General features: G+C 53.1%; 23 protein-coding genes and 3 tRNA genes. 9 read left to right on the top strand and 17 right to left on the bottom strand.

What is annotated here, in order from left to right; genetic code table 11:
• Positions 1–57 precede the first annotated feature (57 nt).
• The 3 genes from Q0683_RS08960 to Q0683_RS08970 form a co-directional block, all read right to left on the bottom strand.
• Complete coding sequence (locus tag Q0683_RS08960) at positions 58–525, bottom strand: CAAD domain-containing protein (protein WP_298614329.1); 468 nt, start codon at positions 523–525, stop codon at positions 58–60.
• Between the two features lie 411 nt (positions 526–936).
• Positions 937–1,179, bottom strand: coding sequence for a hypothetical protein (locus tag Q0683_RS08965; protein WP_298614327.1), 243 nt, complete (start codon positions 1,177–1,179; stop codon positions 937–939).
• Positions 1,180–1,192: 13 nt separating this feature from the next.
• Positions 1,193–1,420, bottom strand: a complete 228-nt coding sequence (locus Q0683_RS08970; protein WP_298614324.1) for a hypothetical protein — start codon at positions 1,418–1,420, stop codon at positions 1,193–1,195.
• A gap of 264 nt (positions 1,421–1,684) precedes the next feature.
• Here Q0683_RS08970 and ffh point away from each other — a divergent pair, with 264 nt between their 5' ends.
• Positions 1,685–3,094: a signal recognition particle protein gene (gene ffh / locus Q0683_RS08975; RefSeq protein ID WP_298614322.1), complete on the top strand. Its 1,410-nt coding sequence runs from the start codon at positions 1,685–1,687 to the stop codon at positions 3,092–3,094.
• A 12-nt stretch (positions 3,095–3,106) separates the two neighbouring features.
• Here ffh and Q0683_RS08980 read toward each other — a convergent pair whose 3' ends face one another.
• The 3 genes from Q0683_RS08980 to Q0683_RS08990 all read right to left on the bottom strand — a co-directional run bounded on the left by Q0683_RS08980 (position 3,107) and on the right by Q0683_RS08990 (position 5,841).
• On the bottom strand, positions 3,107–4,696 hold the full coding sequence (locus Q0683_RS08980) for a glycoside hydrolase family 57 protein (RefSeq protein WP_298614315.1): 1,590 nt from the start codon (positions 4,694–4,696) through the stop codon (positions 3,107–3,109).
• 140 nt (positions 4,697–4,836) lie between these two features.
• Positions 4,837–5,784 (bottom strand): cobalamin-binding protein, encoded by a 948-nt coding sequence (locus tag Q0683_RS08985; RefSeq protein WP_366142740.1) that lies wholly within the window; start codon positions 5,782–5,784, stop codon positions 4,837–4,839.
• Positions 5,769–5,841 (bottom strand) — tRNA-Phe (locus Q0683_RS08990). Before Q0683_RS08990 ends, Q0683_RS08985 begins: the two co-directional genes overlap by 16 nt.
• A gap of 174 nt (positions 5,842–6,015) precedes the next feature.
• Between Q0683_RS08990 and Q0683_RS08995 the strand changes: the two genes are divergently transcribed.
• The 4 genes from Q0683_RS08995 (at position 6,016) to Q0683_RS09010 (ending at position 8,093) form a co-directional block, all read left to right on the top strand.
• Positions 6,016–7,026, top strand: a complete 1,011-nt coding sequence (locus tag Q0683_RS08995; RefSeq protein WP_298614313.1) for a sulfate/molybdate ABC transporter ATP-binding protein — start codon at positions 6,016–6,018, stop codon at positions 7,024–7,026.
• 69 nt (positions 7,027–7,095) lie between these two features.
• Positions 7,096–7,167 (top strand) — tRNA-Gln (locus tag Q0683_RS09000).
• A gap of 17 nt (positions 7,168–7,184) precedes the next feature.
• Positions 7,185–7,967, top strand: a complete 783-nt coding sequence (locus Q0683_RS09005; RefSeq protein ID WP_298614311.1) for an HAD family hydrolase — start codon at positions 7,185–7,187, stop codon at positions 7,965–7,967.
• A 54-nt stretch (positions 7,968–8,021) separates the two neighbouring features.
• Positions 8,022–8,093, top strand: a tRNA-Lys gene (locus tag Q0683_RS09010).
• A gap of 6 nt (positions 8,094–8,099) precedes the next feature.
• Here the strand turns inward: Q0683_RS09010 and Q0683_RS09015 are convergent.
• The 5 genes from Q0683_RS09015 to Q0683_RS09035 all read right to left on the bottom strand — a co-directional run bounded on the left by Q0683_RS09015 (position 8,100) and on the right by Q0683_RS09035 (position 12,392).
• A complete protein-coding gene (locus Q0683_RS09015; protein ID WP_298614309.1) occupies positions 8,100–8,945 on the bottom strand; it encodes a PspA/IM30 family protein in 846 nt (281 codons plus the stop codon).
• A 57-nt stretch (positions 8,946–9,002) separates the two neighbouring features.
• Entirely contained in the window at positions 9,003–9,782 is a 780-nt protein-coding gene (gene fabI / locus Q0683_RS09020; RefSeq protein WP_298614307.1) for an enoyl-ACP reductase FabI, read from the bottom strand.
• Between the two features lie 56 nt (positions 9,783–9,838).
• A complete protein-coding gene (locus Q0683_RS09025; RefSeq protein WP_298614305.1) occupies positions 9,839–10,912 on the bottom strand; it encodes an aromatic ring-hydroxylating dioxygenase subunit alpha in 1,074 nt (357 codons plus the stop codon).
• 114 nt (positions 10,913–11,026) lie between these two features.
• Positions 11,027–12,067 carry a photosynthesis system II assembly factor Ycf48 gene (locus Q0683_RS09030; protein WP_298977369.1) on the bottom strand — a complete coding sequence of 347 codons (1,041 nt, stop codon included), beginning with the start codon at positions 12,065–12,067 and terminating at the stop codon, positions 11,027–11,029.
• Positions 12,057–12,392, bottom strand: coding sequence for a rubredoxin (locus tag Q0683_RS09035; RefSeq protein ID WP_298614303.1), 336 nt, complete (start codon positions 12,390–12,392; stop codon positions 12,057–12,059). The genes Q0683_RS09030 and Q0683_RS09035 overlap by 11 nt, the downstream gene beginning before the upstream one ends.
• 345 nt (positions 12,393–12,737) lie before the next feature.
• Here Q0683_RS09035 and sfsA point away from each other — a divergent pair, with 345 nt between their 5' ends.
• Positions 12,738–13,463: a DNA/RNA nuclease SfsA gene (gene sfsA / locus Q0683_RS09040; RefSeq protein ID WP_298614301.1), complete on the top strand. Its 726-nt coding sequence runs from the start codon at positions 12,738–12,740 to the stop codon at positions 13,461–13,463.
• Here the strand turns inward: sfsA and Q0683_RS09045 are convergent.
• The gene (locus tag Q0683_RS09045) at positions 13,460–13,813 is read right to left on the bottom strand and encodes a VOC family protein (RefSeq protein ID WP_298614299.1); all 354 of its coding nucleotides are present in this window, start codon (positions 13,811–13,813) and stop codon (positions 13,460–13,462) included. The two genes, sfsA and Q0683_RS09045, sit on opposite strands and share 4 nt — an antisense overlap.
• Positions 13,813–14,349 carry a phycobiliprotein lyase gene (locus Q0683_RS09050; protein WP_298614297.1) on the bottom strand — a complete coding sequence of 179 codons (537 nt, stop codon included), beginning with the start codon at positions 14,347–14,349 and terminating at the stop codon, positions 13,813–13,815. The genes Q0683_RS09045 and Q0683_RS09050 overlap by 1 nt, the downstream gene beginning before the upstream one ends.
• 183 nt (positions 14,350–14,532) lie before the next feature.
• On the opposite strand from Q0683_RS09050, the gene Q0683_RS09055 reads away from it, so the two are divergent.
• From Q0683_RS09055 to Q0683_RS09065, 3 genes are all read left to right on the top strand, one after another.
• Positions 14,533–14,856, top strand: a complete 324-nt coding sequence (locus Q0683_RS09055; RefSeq protein ID WP_298614295.1) for a DUF2605 domain-containing protein — start codon at positions 14,533–14,535, stop codon at positions 14,854–14,856.
• Positions 14,857–14,892: 36 nt separating this feature from the next.
• Positions 14,893–15,174 (top strand): DUF2973 domain-containing protein, encoded by a 282-nt coding sequence (locus Q0683_RS09060; protein ID WP_298614293.1) that lies wholly within the window; start codon positions 14,893–14,895, stop codon positions 15,172–15,174.
• Between the two features lie 81 nt (positions 15,175–15,255).
• Positions 15,256–15,453, top strand: coding sequence for a hypothetical protein (locus Q0683_RS09065; RefSeq protein ID WP_298617398.1), 198 nt, complete (start codon positions 15,256–15,258; stop codon positions 15,451–15,453).
• Here Q0683_RS09065 and Q0683_RS09070 read toward each other — a convergent pair.
• From Q0683_RS09070 to Q0683_RS09085, 4 genes are all read right to left on the bottom strand, one after another.
• A complete protein-coding gene (locus Q0683_RS09070; RefSeq protein ID WP_298977375.1) occupies positions 15,450–17,735 on the bottom strand; it encodes a ComEC/Rec2 family competence protein in 2,286 nt (761 codons plus the stop codon). The two genes, Q0683_RS09065 and Q0683_RS09070, sit on opposite strands and share 4 nt — an antisense overlap.
• A 75-nt stretch (positions 17,736–17,810) precedes the next feature.
• Positions 17,811–18,110 carry a DUF1816 domain-containing protein gene (locus Q0683_RS09075; RefSeq protein ID WP_298617393.1) on the bottom strand — a complete coding sequence of 100 codons (300 nt, stop codon included), beginning with the start codon at positions 18,108–18,110 and terminating at the stop codon, positions 17,811–17,813.
• Positions 18,111–18,295: 185 nt separating this feature from the next.
• Complete coding sequence (gene rsmG, locus Q0683_RS09080) at positions 18,296–18,976, bottom strand: 16S rRNA (guanine(527)-N(7))-methyltransferase RsmG (protein WP_298617391.1); 681 nt, start codon at positions 18,974–18,976, stop codon at positions 18,296–18,298.
• Positions 18,963–19,215, bottom strand: a 253-nt coding sequence (locus Q0683_RS09085) for a hypothetical protein (RefSeq protein WP_298617388.1), incomplete at its 5' end; no start/stop codon positions are given. The genes rsmG and Q0683_RS09085, both read right to left, overlap by 14 nt.

The raw sequence follows: 19,215 nt of genomic DNA on the forward strand, positions 1-19,215 counted from the left end.
TGTACGCGGGAGTCTTAAAGGGCACGTGCTGGAGGTAGTGCAGCCGCATGAATTCCCTTAGGAAGAACTGCCGCTTTCACTTCCCAGGATGCGAGCTTTATACTCGTTGATCTTTTGACCCAATTCGCGGCGGCCTGACTCAAAGAGGACATAGCGATAGAGAAACCAGCACGTATAGCCAAAGCCCACCAGTTCACAGGTTGGTTCCAAGAGGGGAATAGCGTTCACCACCTCTAGAATAGCAACCGCCAGTGCCACAAAGGGAATGGTGGCAAGAATAATCAGCAGGGTGCGCAGGGGTTGCTTGTATTCCCCTAGAAATGCACTGACCTGATCGGGGAAGACGGTGAGGAGCCAGTAGAGTTTTTCCCGTGCCTGTTGCCACTGTTCATCCGTGAGACCACCTGCCTGGGGGGTTGTGGTCTGCTCCCGTTCCGCTAGGGGTGCTGGCGCCGGCGTTGGTTCAAAAATAGGCTTTTCCGTATGGGTGGTTTCTGTGGGGGGGGATGTCTCAAATTCATTCATGCGCTTAAATTCCTTCAATACCTCAGCAAGTTTAGGCTAAGTTCACCGATCAGCGTTGGCTAATAGCTAATAATTGTTTAACATAGGTGGTGCGTTACCGCTAGCATCCTATGTTTCCACAAGACAGCTCTACTCATTGAGTAACCAACTCTCCTTGCTCCCTCCCCTTGGGACGAATTCACCACCAATGAGCCACGCTACATTGCCATCCCCATCAGGCCACCAGGAGGGACATCAATCTCCTTGCCGTCCGGAATATATGTAAGTCCATATGGCAGCCCACGATTTCATCTCCCAGAAGGGTAGGCACGCGCGACAGCGAAAGGGTGGGCTAGGCAATAGGGATGTGGGTACAGTGGGCATTTGATCGCCATAGACATCGGCAATAAATGTATTCAGCGCCGCAATGCGTTACCTGAGACCCCGTTCAAGCGCTTGCCACTCTTGGGCTGGAATGACACGCGGCAGAATATCGAAGGGCATGACCCGCGCGGTACCTTCAGCGGCACCATAGACGGTAAATGTGGCGCCAATGTTAAATATCAACTGTTGAGGGGTTTTTGGCGGTATTGTAGCTCTCCCGCTAGGAGCAATCGCACCCCTTGTAAGAAGGGTTGAATAAAGGGTCATGGCCGTCCCTTGGCCAGAAACCATTCAGCGATCTCCTTCAGGGGTCTTGCTCTAGTGGAGTGGGCAACTCTGATACCGCCACTAAGTGAAACCCCATTTGACAGCGAAAGTGCTGACATCCCGCTTCGGCAGTACTCCCTAGGGGTGCCCCGCATCGGAGCTGACCCGCTTGCCAGCGGGGTTGACCTTGGCGATCGGCAAACAAGCAGGATTGACACACAGACTGTGACGGTAAAATCTGATTTTGGGTGAGGATCACCAGCATCGGACACCTCCCGCCGATCAGCGCCTTTAGTAGGCAGTCCCCATAGAACCTTATAGAAAAAAGCTTCTAGCCCTTATCTATTTATCTTACCGTGAAAGCCTAGGGGATACAGTTGACTTTCGGTGCTCACTTTGCCGGGGATTACAACTTACGGTTGTTTTCTTGAATCTGGTGCAAAGACTCTTTGTGAGGGACGGTTTGCTAGGATAGATCCCCTAAGATCAATTAATTTAATTACTATTGTTGCCCCTTGAGCTGTAATCCATGTTTGACGCCCTTGCTGAACGCCTTGAATCTGCTTGGAAAACCCTACGCGGTCAAGACAAAATTACGGAAAACAATATCCAAGAAGCTCTTAGGGAAGTGCGCCGTGCCCTATTGGAGGCCGATGTCAATCTCCAAGTTGCTAAAGACTTTATTGAAAATGTGCGTCAGCGGGCGATCGGCGCGGAGGTCATTGCCGGCGTTCGTCCAGATCAGCAATTTATCAAAATTGTTTACGATGCCCTCGTTGAGGTAATGGGGGAATCCCACAGTCCCCTTGCTCACGTAGAGCCGCCACCGACGATTATTCTTATGGCAGGTTTACAGGGAACGGGGAAGACCACAGCTACAGCAAAGCTCGCCCTGTACCTGCGCAAAGAACGGCGCAGCAGCCTTTTGGTGGCTACCGATGTTTATCGTCCCGCTGCCATTGACCAGTTGATCACCCTCGGTAAACAAATTGACGTACCCGTGTTCGAGCTGGGCACAGGAGTTAGCCCGGTGGAAATTGCCCGCCAAGGAGTGGCCAAGGCCAAAGAACTCGGTGTGGATACCGTGATTATTGACACGGCGGGGCGCCTGCAAATTGATGCCGAGATGATGGCAGAACTGGTTGCCATCAAGGAAGCGGTGCAACCCCACGAAATCCTCTTGGTGGTGGATGCAATGACCGGGCAAGAGGCAGCCAATCTCACCCGTGCCTTCCATGAGCAGGTGGGGATTACGGGCGCCATTCTTACCAAGCTAGACGGGGATACACGCGGCGGTGCCGCTCTTTCGGTGCGCCAAGTTTCCGGACAACCCATCAAGTTTATTGGGGTCGGTGAAAAAGTCGAGGCGCTCCAGCCTTTTTATCCGGATCGTTTGGCCTCTCGCATCTTAGGGATGGGGGATGTCCTTACCCTTGTGGAAAAAGCCCAAGAGGCAGTGGACTTGGCCGATGCCGAAAAAATGTCCCGCAAAATTCTCGAAGCCCAGTTTGACTTTGATGACTTTCTTAAACAACTGCGCCTACTTAAAAATATGGGTTCCCTTGCGGGAATTATGAAGCTCATTCCCGGCATGAACAAAATCTCAACGGAGCAACTCCAGCAGGGGGAAGTGCAACTCAAGCGGGCGGAAGCCATGATTAACTCCATGACCCGTGAAGAACGCCGTAATCCTGAACTTCTCGCTAGCTCCCCCAGTCGCCGTGAACGGGTTGCCAAAGGTTCGGGTTACCAAGTGGCCGATGTCACAAAGTTGGTCAGTGATTTCCAACGCATGCGATCGCTGATGCAGCAGATGGGTCAAGGGGGCTTTCCGGGAATGGGGATGCCGGGCATGAACCCAATGGGTCGTGGGGGACGCCCTCAGACGCCTAAAAAGGCCAAGAAACAAAAGAAACGCAAAGGCTTTGGCGTTCTTTAAGTATTGCCCTGACTACAAGGGGCGATAGACCCGATAGTTAATGTGCGGAAAGATATTGTCAATGGCTTCCACCTTTTCCAGCCAACCAGCATCAATCTTTCGTGCCTTGATGTCATCGTAGAGCTTGTGGAAGCGCATCAGGTGGCTACGGGTGCGGCGAACTGCATAGGGCACCATGGTGCCAGTGCGCATAATAAACGCCCAGTCTGAGGATTGGGCAAGCAGTAATTCCCGCGCTGCTTGGTTGAGGGCACGCCAACTCAGCTCATCCCACGGCTCTCCCTTGGCCAGTTCAATCATCCGCTCGGCAGCTTTGTGAAGGTGGGGATAAATCCAAGCGTTGGTCTCGTTGAGCCAGTATTCATGGAAGCCCTTGTAACCCCAACTAGACTGGGAAGGACGGCACACCTGCTGCGTGGGATGGGCACGGAGATAGTCTGCCAGGTGGATCATGGCAAAGGTGTCTTGGTCAAACCAAACTTTGCGGAAGAGAAAGTCCAGAAACCAAGGCCCTTCATACCACCAGTGGCCGTAGAGTTCAGCATCGTAGGGAGAGACGACAATCGGCGGACGCTGCATTAGGTGGTACAGGTAACGAATTTGGTTTTCGCGGTTAAACATGAAGTTGGCCGCGTGTTCGGCGGCTTTTTCCCGCGCCCAATAGGGGTCATAGAGTTGCTTATCCCCTAAACCAAGACCGCGCCCGGTAATTTTGTGGTACTTAATCCCGGTATTTTTGCGCTGGCCATTGGGCATGATGTAGGGCTTGATGTATTCGTACTCTGCTTCCCAACCCAAGTCCTTGTAGAACTCGCGATAGACGGGATCCCCCGGATAACCTACTTCCGAGGACCATACCTGCTGCGAGGATTCGTGATCGCGACCAAAGGCAGCAACCCCTGTCTCGGTAAAGATCGGGGCATAGGTGCCAAAGCGAGGGCGGGGACGGGCATGGAGAATACCGTGGCCATCGGTAATGAAATAGCGCAAACCAGCATCGGCAAGCATTCGCTCTAGGCCTTCGTAGTAGGCGCATTCCGGTAGCCAGATGCCCTTGGGCGGACGCCCAAAGGTTTGTTCATAGTGTTCACAGGCCACCTGTAGTTGTGCCCACACCGCTTGAGGGTACATTTTCATGAGGGGCAAGTAGCCGTGGGTGGCACCACAGGTAATGATTTCCAGGTTGTTGGTGTCTTGAAACTGCTTAAAGGCCTTGACAAGGTCGCGATCGTAGTTTTCCCACGTTTGCCGCACGCGGTTGAATTCTTGGGCATAGTGCTCGGCAAGGTAGCGGATGTGGCCATTGTGGGTATTGCGCTCTATCTCTAGCTCCGCCAGTTCCTCTAGTTTTGCCAAGTGCTGATCATAGCGTTCCTGCAGCAGGGGATCCCGCAGCATTGAAATCAACGGCGGTGTCATACTCATGGTGATTTTGAAGTCCACGCCGTCCCGCTTTAGCCCCTCGAACATCCAGATGAGGGGCACATAGGTTTCGGTAATCGCCTCAAACAGCCACTCTTCCTCTAAGACGTAGTCACTCTCGGGATGGCGGACAAAGGGGAGGTGAGCATGCAAAACCAGTGCTAAATAACCAATTGCCATAGGAAGTTTGCCTATTGATGTATTCGGGACAACGGCAGGGGATCAATGAGATCAGTTGAGTTTCCCCCATCTTAGGCGAAATAGCCAAATCTGCAACGGTAAATTTTTATCTTTTCTTCAGATTTATTATTTTTGATGGGCTATCCTGCCACAGCTAGGGCGTATCGCTGCCAGCCAATGCCCTGAAACTTCAGTTCTTGAGGTGGGTGGAGAATTTCCACCAGAATTTCAAGGGAATCCACTAGGCGCGGGCCGGGGCGATTAAAGTAGGCATTGCCATCCACAATGTACAGTTGACCGCTTTGCAGGGCACGCAATTGTTGCCACCGGGGAGAGGTGTGCACTGCTTGGTGGAGTTCTTGGCGGGTGCGCTCGAGGTCAAAGCCACAGGGCATGACAATGATCACCTCTGGATCGATCGCCAGCAGTGTTGACCAGTCAATATAGGGGGAATGTTTTCCCGCTGTCCCCAATACATTTTCACCCCCCGCTAGGGTAATCAATTCTGGAACCCAGTTGCCGCCGGTCATGAGGGGGTCAATCCATTCAATGGTGACCACCTGCCGCCGCGGGCGATCGCTCACCCATGCTTGACAGGCCTGAATTCTGGTGTGCAGTGACTCCAGGAGGGGGTCAGCAGAAACCCCAAGGGCAAGAGCAACTCGCCGAATATCCTGCCAAACATCCGCCAGGGAATGGGGTTGCAGTGAAATCAACTGGGGGGGTGGATCAAAGAGTTCGGCGATCGCCCGCTGTACATCCCCTAGGGTAACCGCACAGACATCGCATTGGTCTTGGGTAATGATATGGGTGGGCTGTAGGGATCGGAGAGTGGTCAGTTCCAACTCATAAATCCCCAGGGCTGATTGCAATAGGTCTTGCACCGCCTGTTCAATGGCCAAACTGGGCTGCTGTGCATCTAAGCGCGCTCGTGTACAAACCGGCAATGCCTTCACTTCGGGTGGATAGTCACATTCGTGGCTTCGCCCCACTAGAAACGGCAGGAGACCCAGAGCGGAAACAATTTCCGTGGCACTTGGTAGTAGTGAAACAAGACGGGGCGAGCCTACAATGCCAGGAGCCAGAATCGAACTGGCGACACGAGGATTTTCAGTCCTCTGCTCTACCAACTGAGCTATCCCGGCTTGAAAGGGCTTCATGATCTTAGCAAGCGTCTAGGTGCTATGACAAGTCTCTCAGCAAATCAATTGTGGCACCCATGATGGATGGAGGAACTATTGACTAAGGCATAGGCAAAGACACAAGGCTGCAAAACTACGGTAATCTTATAGAGAAACCAGAGTATTGCTGGCAGTGCTATGGGCATTACCATTGAAAACGTTTCTAAGTCCTTTGGCTCTTTTCAAGCGGTCAAGCAGGTGGATTTGGATATTGCCAGTGGCTCTTTGGTGGCGCTGTTGGGGCCTTCGGGGTCTGGCAAATCAACCCTACTGCGGCTGATTGCGGGTTTAGAAATGCCCGACACTGGCCGGATTCTGCTCACGGGTAAGGACGCTACCTATCAAAGTGTTCAAGAGCGTAATATTGGTTTCGTCTTTCAGCACTATGCCCTTTTCAAGCACATGACGGTGCGCCAAAATATCGCCTTTGGCCTAGAGCTGCGCAAGGTGCCCCGTGCCAAGATTAAAGCCCGAGTTGAAGAACTGTTAGAGTTGGTTCAGTTGACTGGTTTGGGCGATCGCTACCCCTCCCAGCTATCGGGAGGACAGCGCCAGCGGGTGGCTCTTGCCCGTGCCCTTGCCGTAGAACCGAAGGTGCTGTTACTGGATGAGCCTTTTAGCGCCCTCGATGCCAAGGTGCGCAAGGAACTGCGCGCATGGCTACGGCATCTCCACGACGATGTCCATGTCACAACGGTATTCGTCACCCACGACCAAGAGGAAGCCATGGAAGTTGCCGATCAGATTGTGGTCATGAACAAAGGTCAGGTGGAGCAGGTGGGCACACCTGCTGAAATTTACGACCATCCCGCCAGCCCCTTTGTCATGAGCTTTATCGGTCCGGTGAACGTCCTGCGCTCCCGCGTCTTTCAAGAAACGGAAGGCACTCCCCCCCACTGCGATATCTTTCTGCGCCCCCGCGACATCATTATTGAGACCAGTCCCAATGGGAATACCGTCTCAGCCCGCATTCACCGCATCATCCACCTCGGCTGGGAAATCCAAGTGGAACTGCGCCTAGACGATGGGCAGGAATTGATGGCCCACCTATCGCGGGAGCGATTTGAGGAGCTTCGCCTTGAACCCCAACAGCAGGTCTTTATTAAGCCACGGGAAGCAAAATCGTTTCCCCTGTACTACAGCATTTAGGCACGAAAAACATCAGCTCATCCCTTGAACAAAAGTCGCTAAACTTGCTATGCTAACAAAGCGAAGCAATGGGGTGTCGCCAAGCGGTAAGGCAGCGGGTTTTGGTCCCGCCATTCGGGGGTTCGAATCCTCCCGCCCCAGTTAAGGCCAAAAAATTAATGACCCAGATTCTCCCCTCTCTACTGGCCCTAGATTTTGACGGCGTGCTCTGCAACGGCCTGCGGGAATATTTTCAAACCAGTTGGCGGGTGTATCAGCAGGTGTGGTCTGACCAGCCCCTGACCCTTTCCCTAGAGGCGCTAGAGCGCGAATTTTGTCAACTTCGGCCTGTGATTACAGTGGGTTGGGAGATGCCGCTCCTATTGCGGGCAATTCTTGAAGGCACCCCTGCTCAAGAGGTTCTCCAAGACTGGCCAAAGGTGCGCGATCGCCTACTTGCGGCCTACCATCTTACTGCCACCGATTTAGGAGAACGGGTAGATAGCCTGCGCGATCGCTGGATTCAAACAGACTGGCAAAACTGGCTAGCGCTCCATGACTTTTATGAGGGTGTTGTGGCCGCTCTCCAGCGCTGGCAAGCTCAGGGGCAGCCCTTGGCCATTGTCACCACCAAAGAGCAACGCTTTGTCACCTATTTGCTGGCGCAAGCGGGCATTTCCTTCCCCAGGGCGGCCATCTATGGCAAAGAGCAACAGCAGCCCAAGGCCGACATCCTGAAAGCCCTCCAGTCAGCCTATGGTGCTCCCCTATGGTTTGTTGAAGATCGCCTTGGAGCGCTTTTACAGGTGGCCGCTACCCCAGAGTTAGAGACAACGGAACTCTTTTTAGCTACTTGGGGCTATACCACCGCGGGCGATCGCGCCCAAGCCGAGGCACATCCACGTATTCATCTCCTCAATCTGGAAAAATTTTGCCAATTTCCCCACTGGCTTGCCCCCTAACCCCTTGTCTTTCAAGGTAGTTTTCTCTATACTGAAAAAGCTGCAAAGCAGCACGGGTCGCTAGCTCAGCGGTAGAGCACTCGGCTTTTAACCGATTGGTCTTGGGTTCGAATCCCAGGCGACCCATTCAGGTTAACTATCCAGTAAGCGGCGCAACTCTGCCATGTCATCATCAATGGATTTGGCCGGAGATGATGAGCTGGTGCGTGGAGCGTCCTGAACTTCAGGGCTAGAGATGTTGATATTGATATTCAACTGACTACTCCCACCGGCGCCCTGGGGCAACGTGCCAGCAGAGGGAGCATCGGACAGTAGCCCCATCTGCCGCTTCATTTCCAGCAGTTCAAATTCCACATCCTGCCTGTCGGCACTGCTTTGGAGAGACTGGAATTTACTTTCTAGGGTATCGCCACTCAATTCAGCAATTGCCTGCGAGCGAGCCTCCATTTGCAGGACTTTATCTTCCATGCGCTCAAATGCCGCCATTGCATTGGAGGTGCTCACCTTGCTAACGGCCTGATGAATCTGTTCAGAGGCCTTGGCTGCCCGGACGCGTGCCTTGAGCATTTCCTTCTTCGTTTTCGCCTCAGAAATTTTGCTTTCCAGCGCCGTCAAGTTGTCTTTGAGGGTTTTCACCTGTACCGCCATTTGATCCACTTGAGCTTTCAGGGCAGCAGCCGTATCTTCAGCGGTTTTCTTGCGGTTCAAGGCCTCCAATGCGAGGGCTTCATCCCCTTTACTGAGGGCAAGGCGCGCCCGCCCTTCCCACTGCTGAGCATCCTTGAGATTTTGGGCGTACTGCTGTTCGAGTCTTTTTTGGGCGGCAATCGCCTGAGCAACCGCTTGGCGTAACTTCACCAAGTCGGCATTCATGTCAATAATCGTTTGCTCAAGAATTTTTTCTGGATCTTCAGCAGCACTCACAAGGGCATTGAGGTTAGAGCGAATCACCATGCCCACGCGATCAAGTAAACCCATGTTTTGCCTCGTCAATAACCGTCAATAACTCGTTGACTCTACTCTAGCGCATGCCCCTCACATGCCCATGATGCAGTAGCCGGAATCCACGTAAAGAATTTGACCAGTGATGCCACTGGCCAGATCACTGGCAAGAAAGGCGGCTGTGTTGCCCACTTCTATTTGGGTCACCGTGCGCCGCAGTGGAGCCGTAGCTTCCACATGGTGAATCATGTCGAGAATGCCCCCCACTGCCGAAGAGGCCAAGGTGCGAATAGGTCCAGCGGAGATGCCATTGACACGGATATTCTGAGGCCCCAGTTCTGCTGCTAGGTAGCGTACATTCATTTCGAGGGCTGCTTTGGCAATGCCCATGACATTGTAGTTCGGCACCACCCGCACCCCCCCCAAATAAGTAAGGGTAATGATTGAACCGCCGTTGGTCATCAGGGGTTTTGCTGCACGGCTGAGGGAAATCAGGGAGTAGGCACTAATGTCGAGGGCAAGATTAAAGCCCTCTAAGGAGACAGCGGAAAAATCACCGCTGAGATCCTCTTTTTGCGCAAAGGCTAAACAGTGAATCAAAATCTCTAAGCCCCCCCAAGTGGATTGAATCGCTGCAAAAGCCTCCTCAATTTGTTGCGGCTGCTGTACATCCAGAGGCAGGAGTAACTTGGGGGCAAGGGGAGCGGTGAGTTCCTCGACCTTTTGCTTGATCTTGCCTCGCTCATCGGGAAGATACGTCACTGCCAGTTCGGCACCTGCGGCATGGAGCTGCTGGGCAATCCCCCAAGCAATGGAGCGGTTATTGGCAATGCCTGTAACAAGGGCGCGTTTTCCCGATAGGTCTAGGAGCATAGGTGCAGACGGTGTAATGATCTAATCCTCTGATCGTACCAGAGGGGCCGCTGCCTTTAGCGCCAGCGCAGGACTTGGGTTTTTAGGGGGTTGACGAATTCGCGTCCCTCTTGGGTAGCTTTTTCGTACTCCCGCTTGATCTGGTAGTACCACTTGGCTTGGTAATCTGCTTCCTTAATCAGGGTCAACGGTGGCTTGTACTTTAAGCCTTCACTTTGCTTGGCAATGATGCGCAAATCTTGGTTAAGAAATTCCCGTGCCAAGGGAGCCAACAATGGCTTGAGGGGGGCAAGCCATGGAAATGTCCAGTAGTAGGTGGCCGTAAGTTCTGTTTCCTGGTCATTGATGGGGGTGAGGGTAATCAGAAAACAAAAGGTGTGGCGATCGCTATAATTCGTTTCGATGCGAATCCCCGGTAGCCGATAGATAATTTCCACCTCAGGGTGACCGCCCAAAAGATGGTGCGCCCAAGATTTGCGCAGCAGGGGATGCCGCCGCATGGTAAACCCGTAGGGCGACGGATCAAAGGTTTTGGCCTTCTCAAAGAGTTTGCCCCGCTTGCGCCACCACCACGCCCTATGCACAAAGGGCGCATGGGAGGGATCCATAAAGTTAATAAACACTTGGTCAAGATGTCCCGGAAAAATAAATTTTTGCACCGCTTGGGGTTGGGTCTCGGCACTAAATCCGGGAACTAAGGGGACTTCTAAGGTGGGGTCGCCGACATTGCGCTCATTGGCGGGAAAAAAAATCCAGAGATTACCCTGCACCTCCCGCACCGGATAGCTCAACACCCCAAAGTGCTTGAGATCCACATCGCTATCACTCGTGAGGGAGGGAATCAACGTACAGTGGCCGTGGGCATTAAAGCGCCAACCATGGTAGGGGCACTCCACCTCTTCCCCATCGAAGCGACCATAGTGCAGGGGAATCCCCCGGTGGGGGCAAAGATTGCGCAGGGCAAAGGGCTTCCCTGAAGTAGTCCGACAAAACAGGATGGGTTCCCCCAAGAGTACTTTGGCTTGACACTGACCCGGCTTGAGGTCAGCGGCTGGCAGGCCATAGTACCAGATATTACGTAGAAAGTTGCTCCCCTCATGGAGGGAGAATGAAGTGCTGCTGGAATTCATGGCGCCATCGTACCAGATGCTGGGCAGAACATTCAAAAGGGGAAGGGGGCACACCGCTTGGGGTTTTAGCGATCGCCCCCGAAAGTTTGGATTCTAGATAACTTTTTCTCTGCTTCACGTAGCCGCAGTCAAGTTAGTGACATACCGCAGCAAGATTCCCTTTTGACCAAGAATGAACCCTTGATCGGGACCAAAGAAGAGAATTTTATAAAAGTTGGAGGGGACTTTTTTCACATCCACATCCTGCTGCCACGTTTGCCCACCATCTTGGCTACACAACAGTACCCCGGCACCCCCCCCCAGCCATATTTCATTGGGTGTGCGATAGGCCAGATCAAGAAAGCCTACACTATTACGACGCAGCGGACTCAGGAGTTCTCCCCAGTTCTCCGAATTTTCTGGATCAGAGAAAGCAATTTTACCGCCATTGACAATCATCCAGAGGCGACCATCGGGGGTAAAGCCCATGTTGTGGACACGACGGGAGGTGGTGCGATTGTGGGGTTTCCACGCCCTTTGTCCCGGCTCCCAAGTGGAATAAAAGCTCCCCCGTGAGGAAACAGCCACATACTCACCAGAGGGCGAACGGTTGAGGTTGCGCATGACACCAATGGCTTCTTGGACTAATGCTTGCCAGTTTTTGCCGCTATCTTTGGTACGGTAAATGGCGCCCACATCGGTCATCATTTCCGCAGCGCCGTTACCCAACGCTTTAATAAAGCGGGGGGAGCCAGGGAGTTTAGGATTGAGGGGAATTTGGCGCCAAGATTGGCCACCATCCGTTGTGTGGAGCATAATTGGCGGCTCACCGACAATCCAACCCTCGTTTCCTTGAAAGCTAATGCTGTTGAAGCGGTAGTCTGGATTATCTAAAACCAGCGTGCGCGGTTCCCAAGTTTGACCACCGTCGTGTGTTTCCATCAGTGTGGCATTAGTCCCCACCAACCAACCGTGATTGCGGTCAATAAAGCTCATGTCGAGAACCGTTGCGGTCGTTGGCAGTTGGAGCGCTTCCCAAGGGTTGTAGTCCAAGGCTGGAATGGCGAGGGCAGAGGCACTGAGCTTTACCCAGAGGAGAACGGTCACCAGGAGCCAATGCAGGAACTTGAATCCTTTCATTTTTTGCCAATAAATGTCAATTCGTTTAGCGAACATTATAGAAACTCAGTAGAAAAAGAACGGCAAGGGCAAGACCACCAAAGATGAGGATATTTTTCTGACCCGGAGTGAGGCGATTCACCCCGAAGCCATAGTTGAGATTTTCCTTGAAACCCGAGGGAGATCCTACAGGTCCAATGTTGCTAAATTGCTTTTTGGGAGCACTGCACACTGGACACCGCCAGTTTAGGGGGAGATCGGCAAAGGCAGTTCCCGGCGGAATCGAACGATTTTCATCGCCCTTTGAGGGTTCATAGATGTAGCCGCAGGCACGGCACTCAAACCGATCCAAAGGGGCAACATCAGGGGTTTCGGCGGTCATACCTCAGAAATTTTTAAGATTTGCGACATACATCTTAATGTTACGGGATTTAGGGGCGTTTCTCGTGACAACGACAGGCGAGTTTTCAGGACAATACTGCGAAAGTCTAAGGCGTGTAACAAAAGATTAGACTACTGTAACAGAAATATAAAGAAAAGATTAGGAAAGTAAGCCCCCTCAAAAAGAAACGCCATGATAGAAGTGTTCAATTGAGGTCAGCCTATACAGACCTTAACCATAAATCTCCCTTAATACTTCGTAGAATGCCGGCTTCCGCATGAGCAAGGGAGGCTGGCGTTTTACTATTAAAGGTAGAAAAAAGTTTGCGCTTTCCATTTGTTGCCTGTGAGTTCTACTTTATGTTGGCACTATCCACCCCTACAGGAGGGGATTCTCTGTCGTCGCTATCAGCGATTTTTTGCCGAGATTGAGTTGACCTCTGGCGATCGCATTACGGCTCACTGTCCGAATACCGGGCCAATGACAGGGATTTGCCAAGTGGGTGCACCCGTGCAGGTCTCCTACCATGCTGATCCTAAACGCAAGCTGGCTTATACATGGGAGATGATTTTTGTCAATGGCACTTGGGTGGGGGTAAATACAAATTTGCCCAATCGGGTAATTGCCTCAGCTTTAGCAGCAGGAATTCTACCGGAACTGGCGGGCTACGGCACTCAGCAGCGAGAGGTGGCCTATGGTCAAGAGCGCAGCCGCATTGACTTTTACCTGACGGACCATCCCCAGCAGCCTCCTGCCTATGTTGAGGTGAAAAATACCACTTGGGCACAAGGGGGCTTAGCCCTGTTTCCTGATACGGTGACGATTCGAGGCCAAAAGCATCTGCGGGAACTGCAACGGCTACGGCAAACCGAGCCACAAACACGGGTGTGTGTGCTCTACTTTATTAATCGCGGCGATTGCGATCGCTTTGCACCGGGGGACAGTGCCGATCCTACCTATGGACAACTCCTACGTGCCGCTTACAACCAAGGGGTAGAAATTTTGCCCTATCGCTTTGCCGTTGAGCCAAGGGGCATTCAGTTTTTGGGCACTGCTAAGCTTGTCCTCTAGGAGAGTTGACCGAATTCAATCAAGTTGCCGTCGGGATCTGCCACAAAAATGGCTGCTCGTCCTGAAGCACTGCGCTGAAAGGGAATCTGGGCTGCGGTTAAGCGTTGCTCAAGACCGGCTAAATCGCTTACGCCAAGGGCAAAGTGGGGATTGCGTCCCCACCGCTCATCTTGACGGCTATCCACTACTTTCTCAGCTTGGATCAGATGAATTTGCGCGCTACCCACTTGATACCAACGGCCGGCAAATTTTAGGGAACGCTCAATTGGGGTAAGCCCCAGCACCCCCTCATAAAAGGCGGCAGCTCGCTCCAAATCCGTGACGTTGATGGCAACGTGCAGAAAGACCATCAAGAATTAGCAGGTTGCGTCACCCCTAGGCGAATTTCGGAACAGAAGGAGGCCATACTAAAGCCCCCAAAGCGCTTGAGAATGCTGGTGCGCAGGCGTAGATTGGGGCTGGCAAACCAGAGCCGCTCTTCGGAATACATGGTTTCGTATTCGGTAATCAGTGTGAGGGCACCATCACTGCCCATACTGAAGCGACCGGCAACCGGCGCCTTTTCGGCATAGCCCATTTCCCGCAGGAGCTTGCCTTCTGTCCGCGACCCCTGATCCATAATTGGCACCAGTACCGTTGAGCCTTCGTGCTTTTCGCTGTCCCATTCCATGGTGCCGTCCCAGCTGACCCGTGCGCCGCACACTGCCCAAGCCGGATCGATGTTGTATTGCTGACACAGGGCAATGACCGCAGGATCATCTACAGACAGTAACTCAATGGTTAACTGAGACTTGCCTGACTCGGTTTGCTTAAAGGCCAAGTGATGACTCGTGCGCTGGGAGAACCAGCGGCCAGCACTTTGGGCAAAAAAGTCGCGGATGTCCATACCTATGCACACTACGAATGGGGGCTAGATCGGTATTTTCTTAGTCTTTTTTTAGGGTACACCGTCTTTTTAATTCCTTCCAAACAATCGCGCCGAGGCAAGAGCGGTCGAAAATTAACAATGTAACGATATGTAAAAGAGTTTAAGATTTAAGATAGAAGTAGGTTGCCCTTATCCACCCCTATGCTGCACTCAAATTTACCTGAACCTCAACTGCTTAAGGTCTTGCTGGAGCCACTACTTGAAGACTTTCAGTACTGGTTCACGCGATCGCGCTCGCTACTGAAGACAGAAGTGATTCCCTTTCTAGGGGTAGCAGAACAGCAGGCTCTCCTTGAACGAGTAGAGACCGCCCTTAATGATGTGATTGCTACCCAAAGCCTCTTTCGGGCAACGGACGGCCAAGTGGGGGTTGATACGCAGGTGTTAATGCAGTGGCATACGCTGTTGATGGAGTGCTGGCAGGTTGCCCACCACTATCGCTTATCGAAATCTTGTGACGCTTAAACCATTCTCGGCGCTTGGCTCGGAGGTGCTCTCTTCATGTTGCAGTTGATTTATATTGTTACTTTTACGGTCTTGGCACTACTGGCTATGGCCAATCTAATTCGTAGTTTGTTGACTCTCGGTATTGAATCGCAACGGCAATTCTCACCGCAACGGGTGACCCATCCAGAACTCTTAGACAGCGAGGGTCACCTCATTGATGAACCCCTGTTGGTGATGCGCTCCCTGAGTGTGGAGGATGCCCGCGCCCAACTGGATGCAATCTACCGCGAATCCCCTAGCTATGGCGACGACCAGCGTGGAGAAAGCCAAGCCTAGGTTTTTAGGCCAATATGGGCAGCTCCTGAGCCGATGGTTTCAGGGGGATGCAGCGACCCTAGCAGAGGTCTTGGCTAAGGCATGGCGGCAGTTGCCGGCAACGGAGGTCTTGCTGATTGGCAAACCCCCATCGGGGAAAACTTTGAAACTTTGATTGTACGGGCGATCGCGGGTGCCGAGGCCGGTATTGTCAGGGCAGGGTTTCGTCCCCTCCGGCAGCAACCACAGCGCTATGGCTACTCCACTATGCTTGTATGCCTGCGGCACAGGGAGAGCTAAATCAAGCCATCGTTTTGGGGGGCATTTGCCCGCAGGGAGCCATTGGCCTGCCAGCGCACTTCTCCTGTTTCTCCAACCACAAAATAGGGAATTTGTTTCTGCTTGAGGTAGTTAGCGATCGCCGGCTCAAGGGCATTGCGACTGAGAATGACACTGCGGGGCTTGACAATCTCAAAGAGGCGTGGCGTTAATTTGCGCCCCCACCACCAGAGAACCTGGGGCGGCTCCACGGGTGTCACGGCCAGCCAATCGGTTTGTGCCGCATCACCACTGGGATCAGTGACAAAGAGCCAACGACTACTACCCATCTGCAGCGCTAAGATTGCGGGATCTGAGCGCAAGACAGTGATTTTCACTTGACCCAGTTGAACGGGTTGCCGCAGGGGCAACGCTTGATAGGGCACCTTGAGGGTGGCCAACATTTCACGGTAGGCAGGATCACTCTTGGCCGTTGGCACATCTGTAAATTGGCGAATCGGGGCGATTCGATGAATGTCGCGCCAGCCCCGCTGTTGACGATACTGGCGATCGCTGGCCACTGCCCAATCAATACGGTTAATACCCTCTTGAGCCAAGAAAGCCGTTAGCCCCTGGGCATCGCCCCCATTGATCACCACTGTCCCTGCGGGTTGCTGAATTACAAGTGTCGGAACTTGTGTATTGGCAAGAACAGTGGCTTGAAAGAGGGTGTTTTGGCGCAGAACAAAGGGCACCAGAACAAGGGTGATGCCAAGAGTGAACAGCAAAAACCAGTGCCGCCGCCAGCGAGGACTCAGCCACACAAGAATAATCAGGCCATAGAGGACTACAACTTGGAGCCAGCTCAAGCTGCCAAGGGCAATTGTTGCTGCCGGCAACTGGCCAATAGCTTGGATAAGCCACAGGAGAAAGGCCGTGGGGTAGTAGAGGAGCCAGGCAAGGGCGGAGCCCACAGGAGGAACGAGGAGGCCAATCATTGCACTGATAAAGCCGCCAACCGTCAACAGGACAAGGGGCAGATTGGCAACGACATTGGCCAGCAGACCATACACAGGAAAAATGCCAAAGATAGCCAGGGAGAGGGGGAGAACCCAGAGGGTGGCGGCTAAGGGCACAGCAATTAGATTACGCAGAGGCGTTGGCAACCAATCGAGGCGATCGCCGATGGGTTGGGCACTGACAATTAAGCCCAAGGTGGCCAAGAAGCTTAACTGAAAGCCAATGTCCTCAATCCACAGGGGGTTGTAAATCAGCATGACAGTGGCGATCGCCAGCAGGATTACAAGGGGTTGCCCCTTTTGACCATTCACTAGAGCCACTAACCCCGCCAAGCCCATGAGCACAGCCCGAACCGCTGAGGGGGCAAACCCACTTAAACAGGCAAAGAGCACCAAGACCCCAGCCCCCAAACCGTAGCGCCACTGCTGCGGCAAAGGACGTGTCAGCGCCAAGACAACCGCTAACAGAATAGCCGTATGAAACCCCGAGGCCGCCAGCGCATGGGATAGCCCCACTTGCCGAAAGCTATCGCGCACCTCAAAGGGAATCGCCACCGCCCGGCTGCCCAGCACCATTGCCGAGACCACAGCCCCATAGCGATCGCCCAAACCTTGGGCATGGACTTGGACAATTCGCTGCCGCAGTGCCCACAGCCCCCACGGTGATCCCCGATCCAAAATCGTGACCCTATTGCCTGCTAAGCCGGCAAAGGTTTGCTGCAACTGAAGCTGCCGCCGAAAGTTAAAGGCACGAAAAAATTCATTGCCCCCGGCGCGGGGAAGATAGAGCCGCCCTGAGATCTGAATCCGCTGGCTGGGATATAGCTTTGCCCCTTGCTCTGCTGGAAGCGTCACGTAAAGGCGGCCACTGGCTCTCCCCTGCAGAACCCCACTTTGGGCGGGTACCTCACTGAGATTTTGATAGCGCTCCACCCCTAGAAAAAAACGTTGTCGTCCGAGGCGATTAGGTAGTGGGGTGGTTTCAACCCAACCCTCGACAAGCACTGTTGGCGGTAGATTCAGAGCCTCAAGACGCGGCACTAAACGACTGATATCATTCACCCCCGGCTGGGGCGTGCGCAGCCACCCATAGGCCATCGCCAAGAGGGCAACCACAGTGGCGATCGCAAAACTTTGACTCGCAGGCAGTCGTAGCCAAACCTTGCCCCCCCAGCGGCGCCCCCCGTAGAGCACTCCCCCCAGCGCCAAGACTCCCAGCCAACCCCACTGAAAGAGACTGAAGACACACCCCACAATAAAGGCGATCGCCCAGAGAATGGCATCTGCTTTGGTAATCCTGAACATAGCCTAGGTGGGGTTGACGTTCAGTGGAAATATTTAGGACAACATTTAGGAGTTATGCCGCCAGTTTTTTACTCTTTAGATCACATTCGTCATGCCGACGCTAAGGGGCATCCGCGTCTTTTTTTCGGCATCAATGGTCAGTTCCTCAGGACGGCAGCGCACCACACTGACCTCGATTCCCTCTGCTCCCTCAGCCTTCAAGTCCTCAATGTAGCCATCCTTCTCTCTTTCTGCCTCCATGGGCGTCAGAAAAGGGCCAAAGTAGTAGGTGCAGGGGGGGGTTTTCGTCTCTATTTTGACCCACCATGCCAAACCTATCCCATTGACGAGATCCGCGAGCCAGCTTGTAAGACCCTTATTATTATCACCAAACATTGACAGTTTTCCTCCGAGACTTGCCAAATTGCCCCAACCAATCAATTCAATGCGTGTCTTGGTTTGCTCTCTATTTGTGTATAACTGATCCCCCCTGAAATGTGTATGGCGAAAATTCCAAACCATTAATTGTCATATTTATTTACATCAAGACTCCCCCCGAGGACAAGTCATGAGGTGCGAATTCAACCCTGACGCTGAATATAGATGCAGTGGCGCTGGGCACGGCTCAAGGGGGTCGTAAACGCCTGAACGTCCAGTCGTTGACTGCAATATCGCGGCAAGAGGGTTTCTAAATGCCGAGCCTCCTCATCGCTCCACTGACCTCGGTACAGGACTAGAATGCCCCCCGACCGCAGTCGGGGCAGACCATAGGCACAACAACGCCTGACATCACCGACGGCGCGAATTAAGGCTAGATCATAGCGATCCTGATGGGCTTCTGCCCGTCCCCATTCTGGATAAATGTTGACCAAACCAACCGCTGAATGGAGAGAGTGCAAAAACTTGACTTTCTTTTGGGTAGCTTCAAGGAGGGTCACTGACCAATCGGGGCGGGCGATCGCCACCGGTACTCCCGGAAAACCACCCCCACTGCCAATATCAATAACCCGTTGAATCTTTGTTCCCCACGGCGTGCCTCCACCGGACTGTAGCCACGGCAAAATCCCCCGTAACGAATCCCAAAGGTGCTTTTCCCAGAAATCACTGACCGCAGTAATGCGGGTGAGGTTGATCCGTTGGTTAGCGGCGAGGATGGCTCTATAAAAGCGTTGGAACTGTTCCTGCTGCTGGGGTGTGGGTTGCCACCGGAGGGTCTCCTGCCAAGGGAATTGCTCAAGCAATAGCGTGTTAAGACTCGCCATCACCACCACTGGGCAACTCTTTCTTTGCCGTTAGCACCTCCCACGCCGCCTTGAGGCGTTCCTCAAAATCTTTTACATGGCTAGAGACGGTATCGGCATTCGACTTCAGCTCTGCGATCGCTGTTTCAAGGGCTTTTTGGACATCCGCTGGCAGGGCTTTGAGTTGAGCAGTTGCAAACCGTTGCAGAGCCGCAAGGAGAGCTTTTGCCGCTTCGGTGACTTCTTCTACACTAACGGTT

Source organism: uncultured Thermosynechococcus sp. (genome assembly GCF_938074695.1).
Taxonomy (GTDB): domain Bacteria; phylum Cyanobacteriota; class Cyanobacteriia; order Thermosynechococcales; family Thermosynechococcaceae; genus Thermosynechococcus.

Bases quoted from the DNA above. Each gene is read 5' to 3' on its own strand.
- Q0683_RS09035 (WP_298614303.1), bottom strand. From the start codon at position 12,392: ATGACCGCCGAAACCCCTGATGTTGCCCCTTTGGATCGGTTTGAGTGC.
- ffh (WP_298614322.1), top strand. From the start codon at position 1,685: ATGTTTGACGCCCTTGCTGAACGCCTTGAATCTGCTTGGAAAACCCTA.
- Q0683_RS08965 (WP_298614327.1), bottom strand. From the start codon at position 1,179: ATGGTTTCTGGCCAAGGGACGGCCATGACCCTTTATTCAACCCTTCTT.
- rsmG (WP_298617391.1), bottom strand. From the start codon at position 18,976: ATGGCGAGTCTTAACACGCTATTGCTTGAGCAATTCCCTTGGCAGGAG.
- Q0683_RS08970 (WP_298614324.1), bottom strand. From the start codon at position 1,420: ATGCTGGTGATCCTCACCCAAAATCAGATTTTACCGTCACAGTCTGTG.
- Q0683_RS09025 (WP_298614305.1), bottom strand. From the start codon at position 10,912: ATGAATTCCAGCAGCACTTCATTCTCCCTCCATGAGGGGAGCAACTTT.
- Q0683_RS09060 (WP_298614293.1), top strand. From the start codon at position 14,893: ATGTTGCAGTTGATTTATATTGTTACTTTTACGGTCTTGGCACTACTG.
- Q0683_RS09050 (WP_298614297.1), bottom strand. From the start codon at position 14,349: ATGGACATCCGCGACTTTTTTGCCCAAAGTGCTGGCCGCTGGTTCTCC.
- Q0683_RS09075 (WP_298617393.1), bottom strand. From the start codon at position 18,110: ATGTTTGGTGATAATAATAAGGGTCTTACAAGCTGGCTCGCGGATCTC.
- Q0683_RS09030 (WP_298977369.1), bottom strand. From the start codon at position 12,067: ATGTTCGCTAAACGAATTGACATTTATTGGCAAAAAATGAAAGGATTC.
- Q0683_RS09005 (WP_298614311.1), top strand. From the start codon at position 7,185: ATGACCCAGATTCTCCCCTCTCTACTGGCCCTAGATTTTGACGGCGTG.
- fabI (WP_298614307.1), bottom strand. From the start codon at position 9,782: ATGCTCCTAGACCTATCGGGAAAACGCGCCCTTGTTACAGGCATTGCC.
- Q0683_RS08995 (WP_298614313.1), top strand. From the start codon at position 6,016: ATGGGCATTACCATTGAAAACGTTTCTAAGTCCTTTGGCTCTTTTCAA.
- Q0683_RS08980 (WP_298614315.1), bottom strand. From the start codon at position 4,696: ATGGCAATTGGTTATTTAGCACTGGTTTTGCATGCTCACCTCCCCTTT.
- Q0683_RS09015 (WP_298614309.1), bottom strand. From the start codon at position 8,945: ATGGGTTTACTTGATCGCGTGGGCATGGTGATTCGCTCTAACCTCAAT.
- Q0683_RS09065 (WP_298617398.1), top strand. From the start codon at position 15,256: ATGGCGGCAGTTGCCGGCAACGGAGGTCTTGCTGATTGGCAAACCCCC.
- Q0683_RS09045 (WP_298614299.1), bottom strand. From the start codon at position 13,813: ATGGTCTTTCTGCACGTTGCCATCAACGTCACGGATTTGGAGCGAGCT.
- Q0683_RS09055 (WP_298614295.1), top strand. From the start codon at position 14,533: ATGCTGCACTCAAATTTACCTGAACCTCAACTGCTTAAGGTCTTGCTG.
- Q0683_RS09070 (WP_298977375.1), bottom strand. From the start codon at position 17,735: ATGTTCAGGATTACCAAAGCAGATGCCATTCTCTGGGCGATCGCCTTT.
- Q0683_RS08960 (WP_298614329.1), bottom strand. From the start codon at position 525: ATGAATGAATTTGAGACATCCCCCCCCACAGAAACCACCCATACGGAA.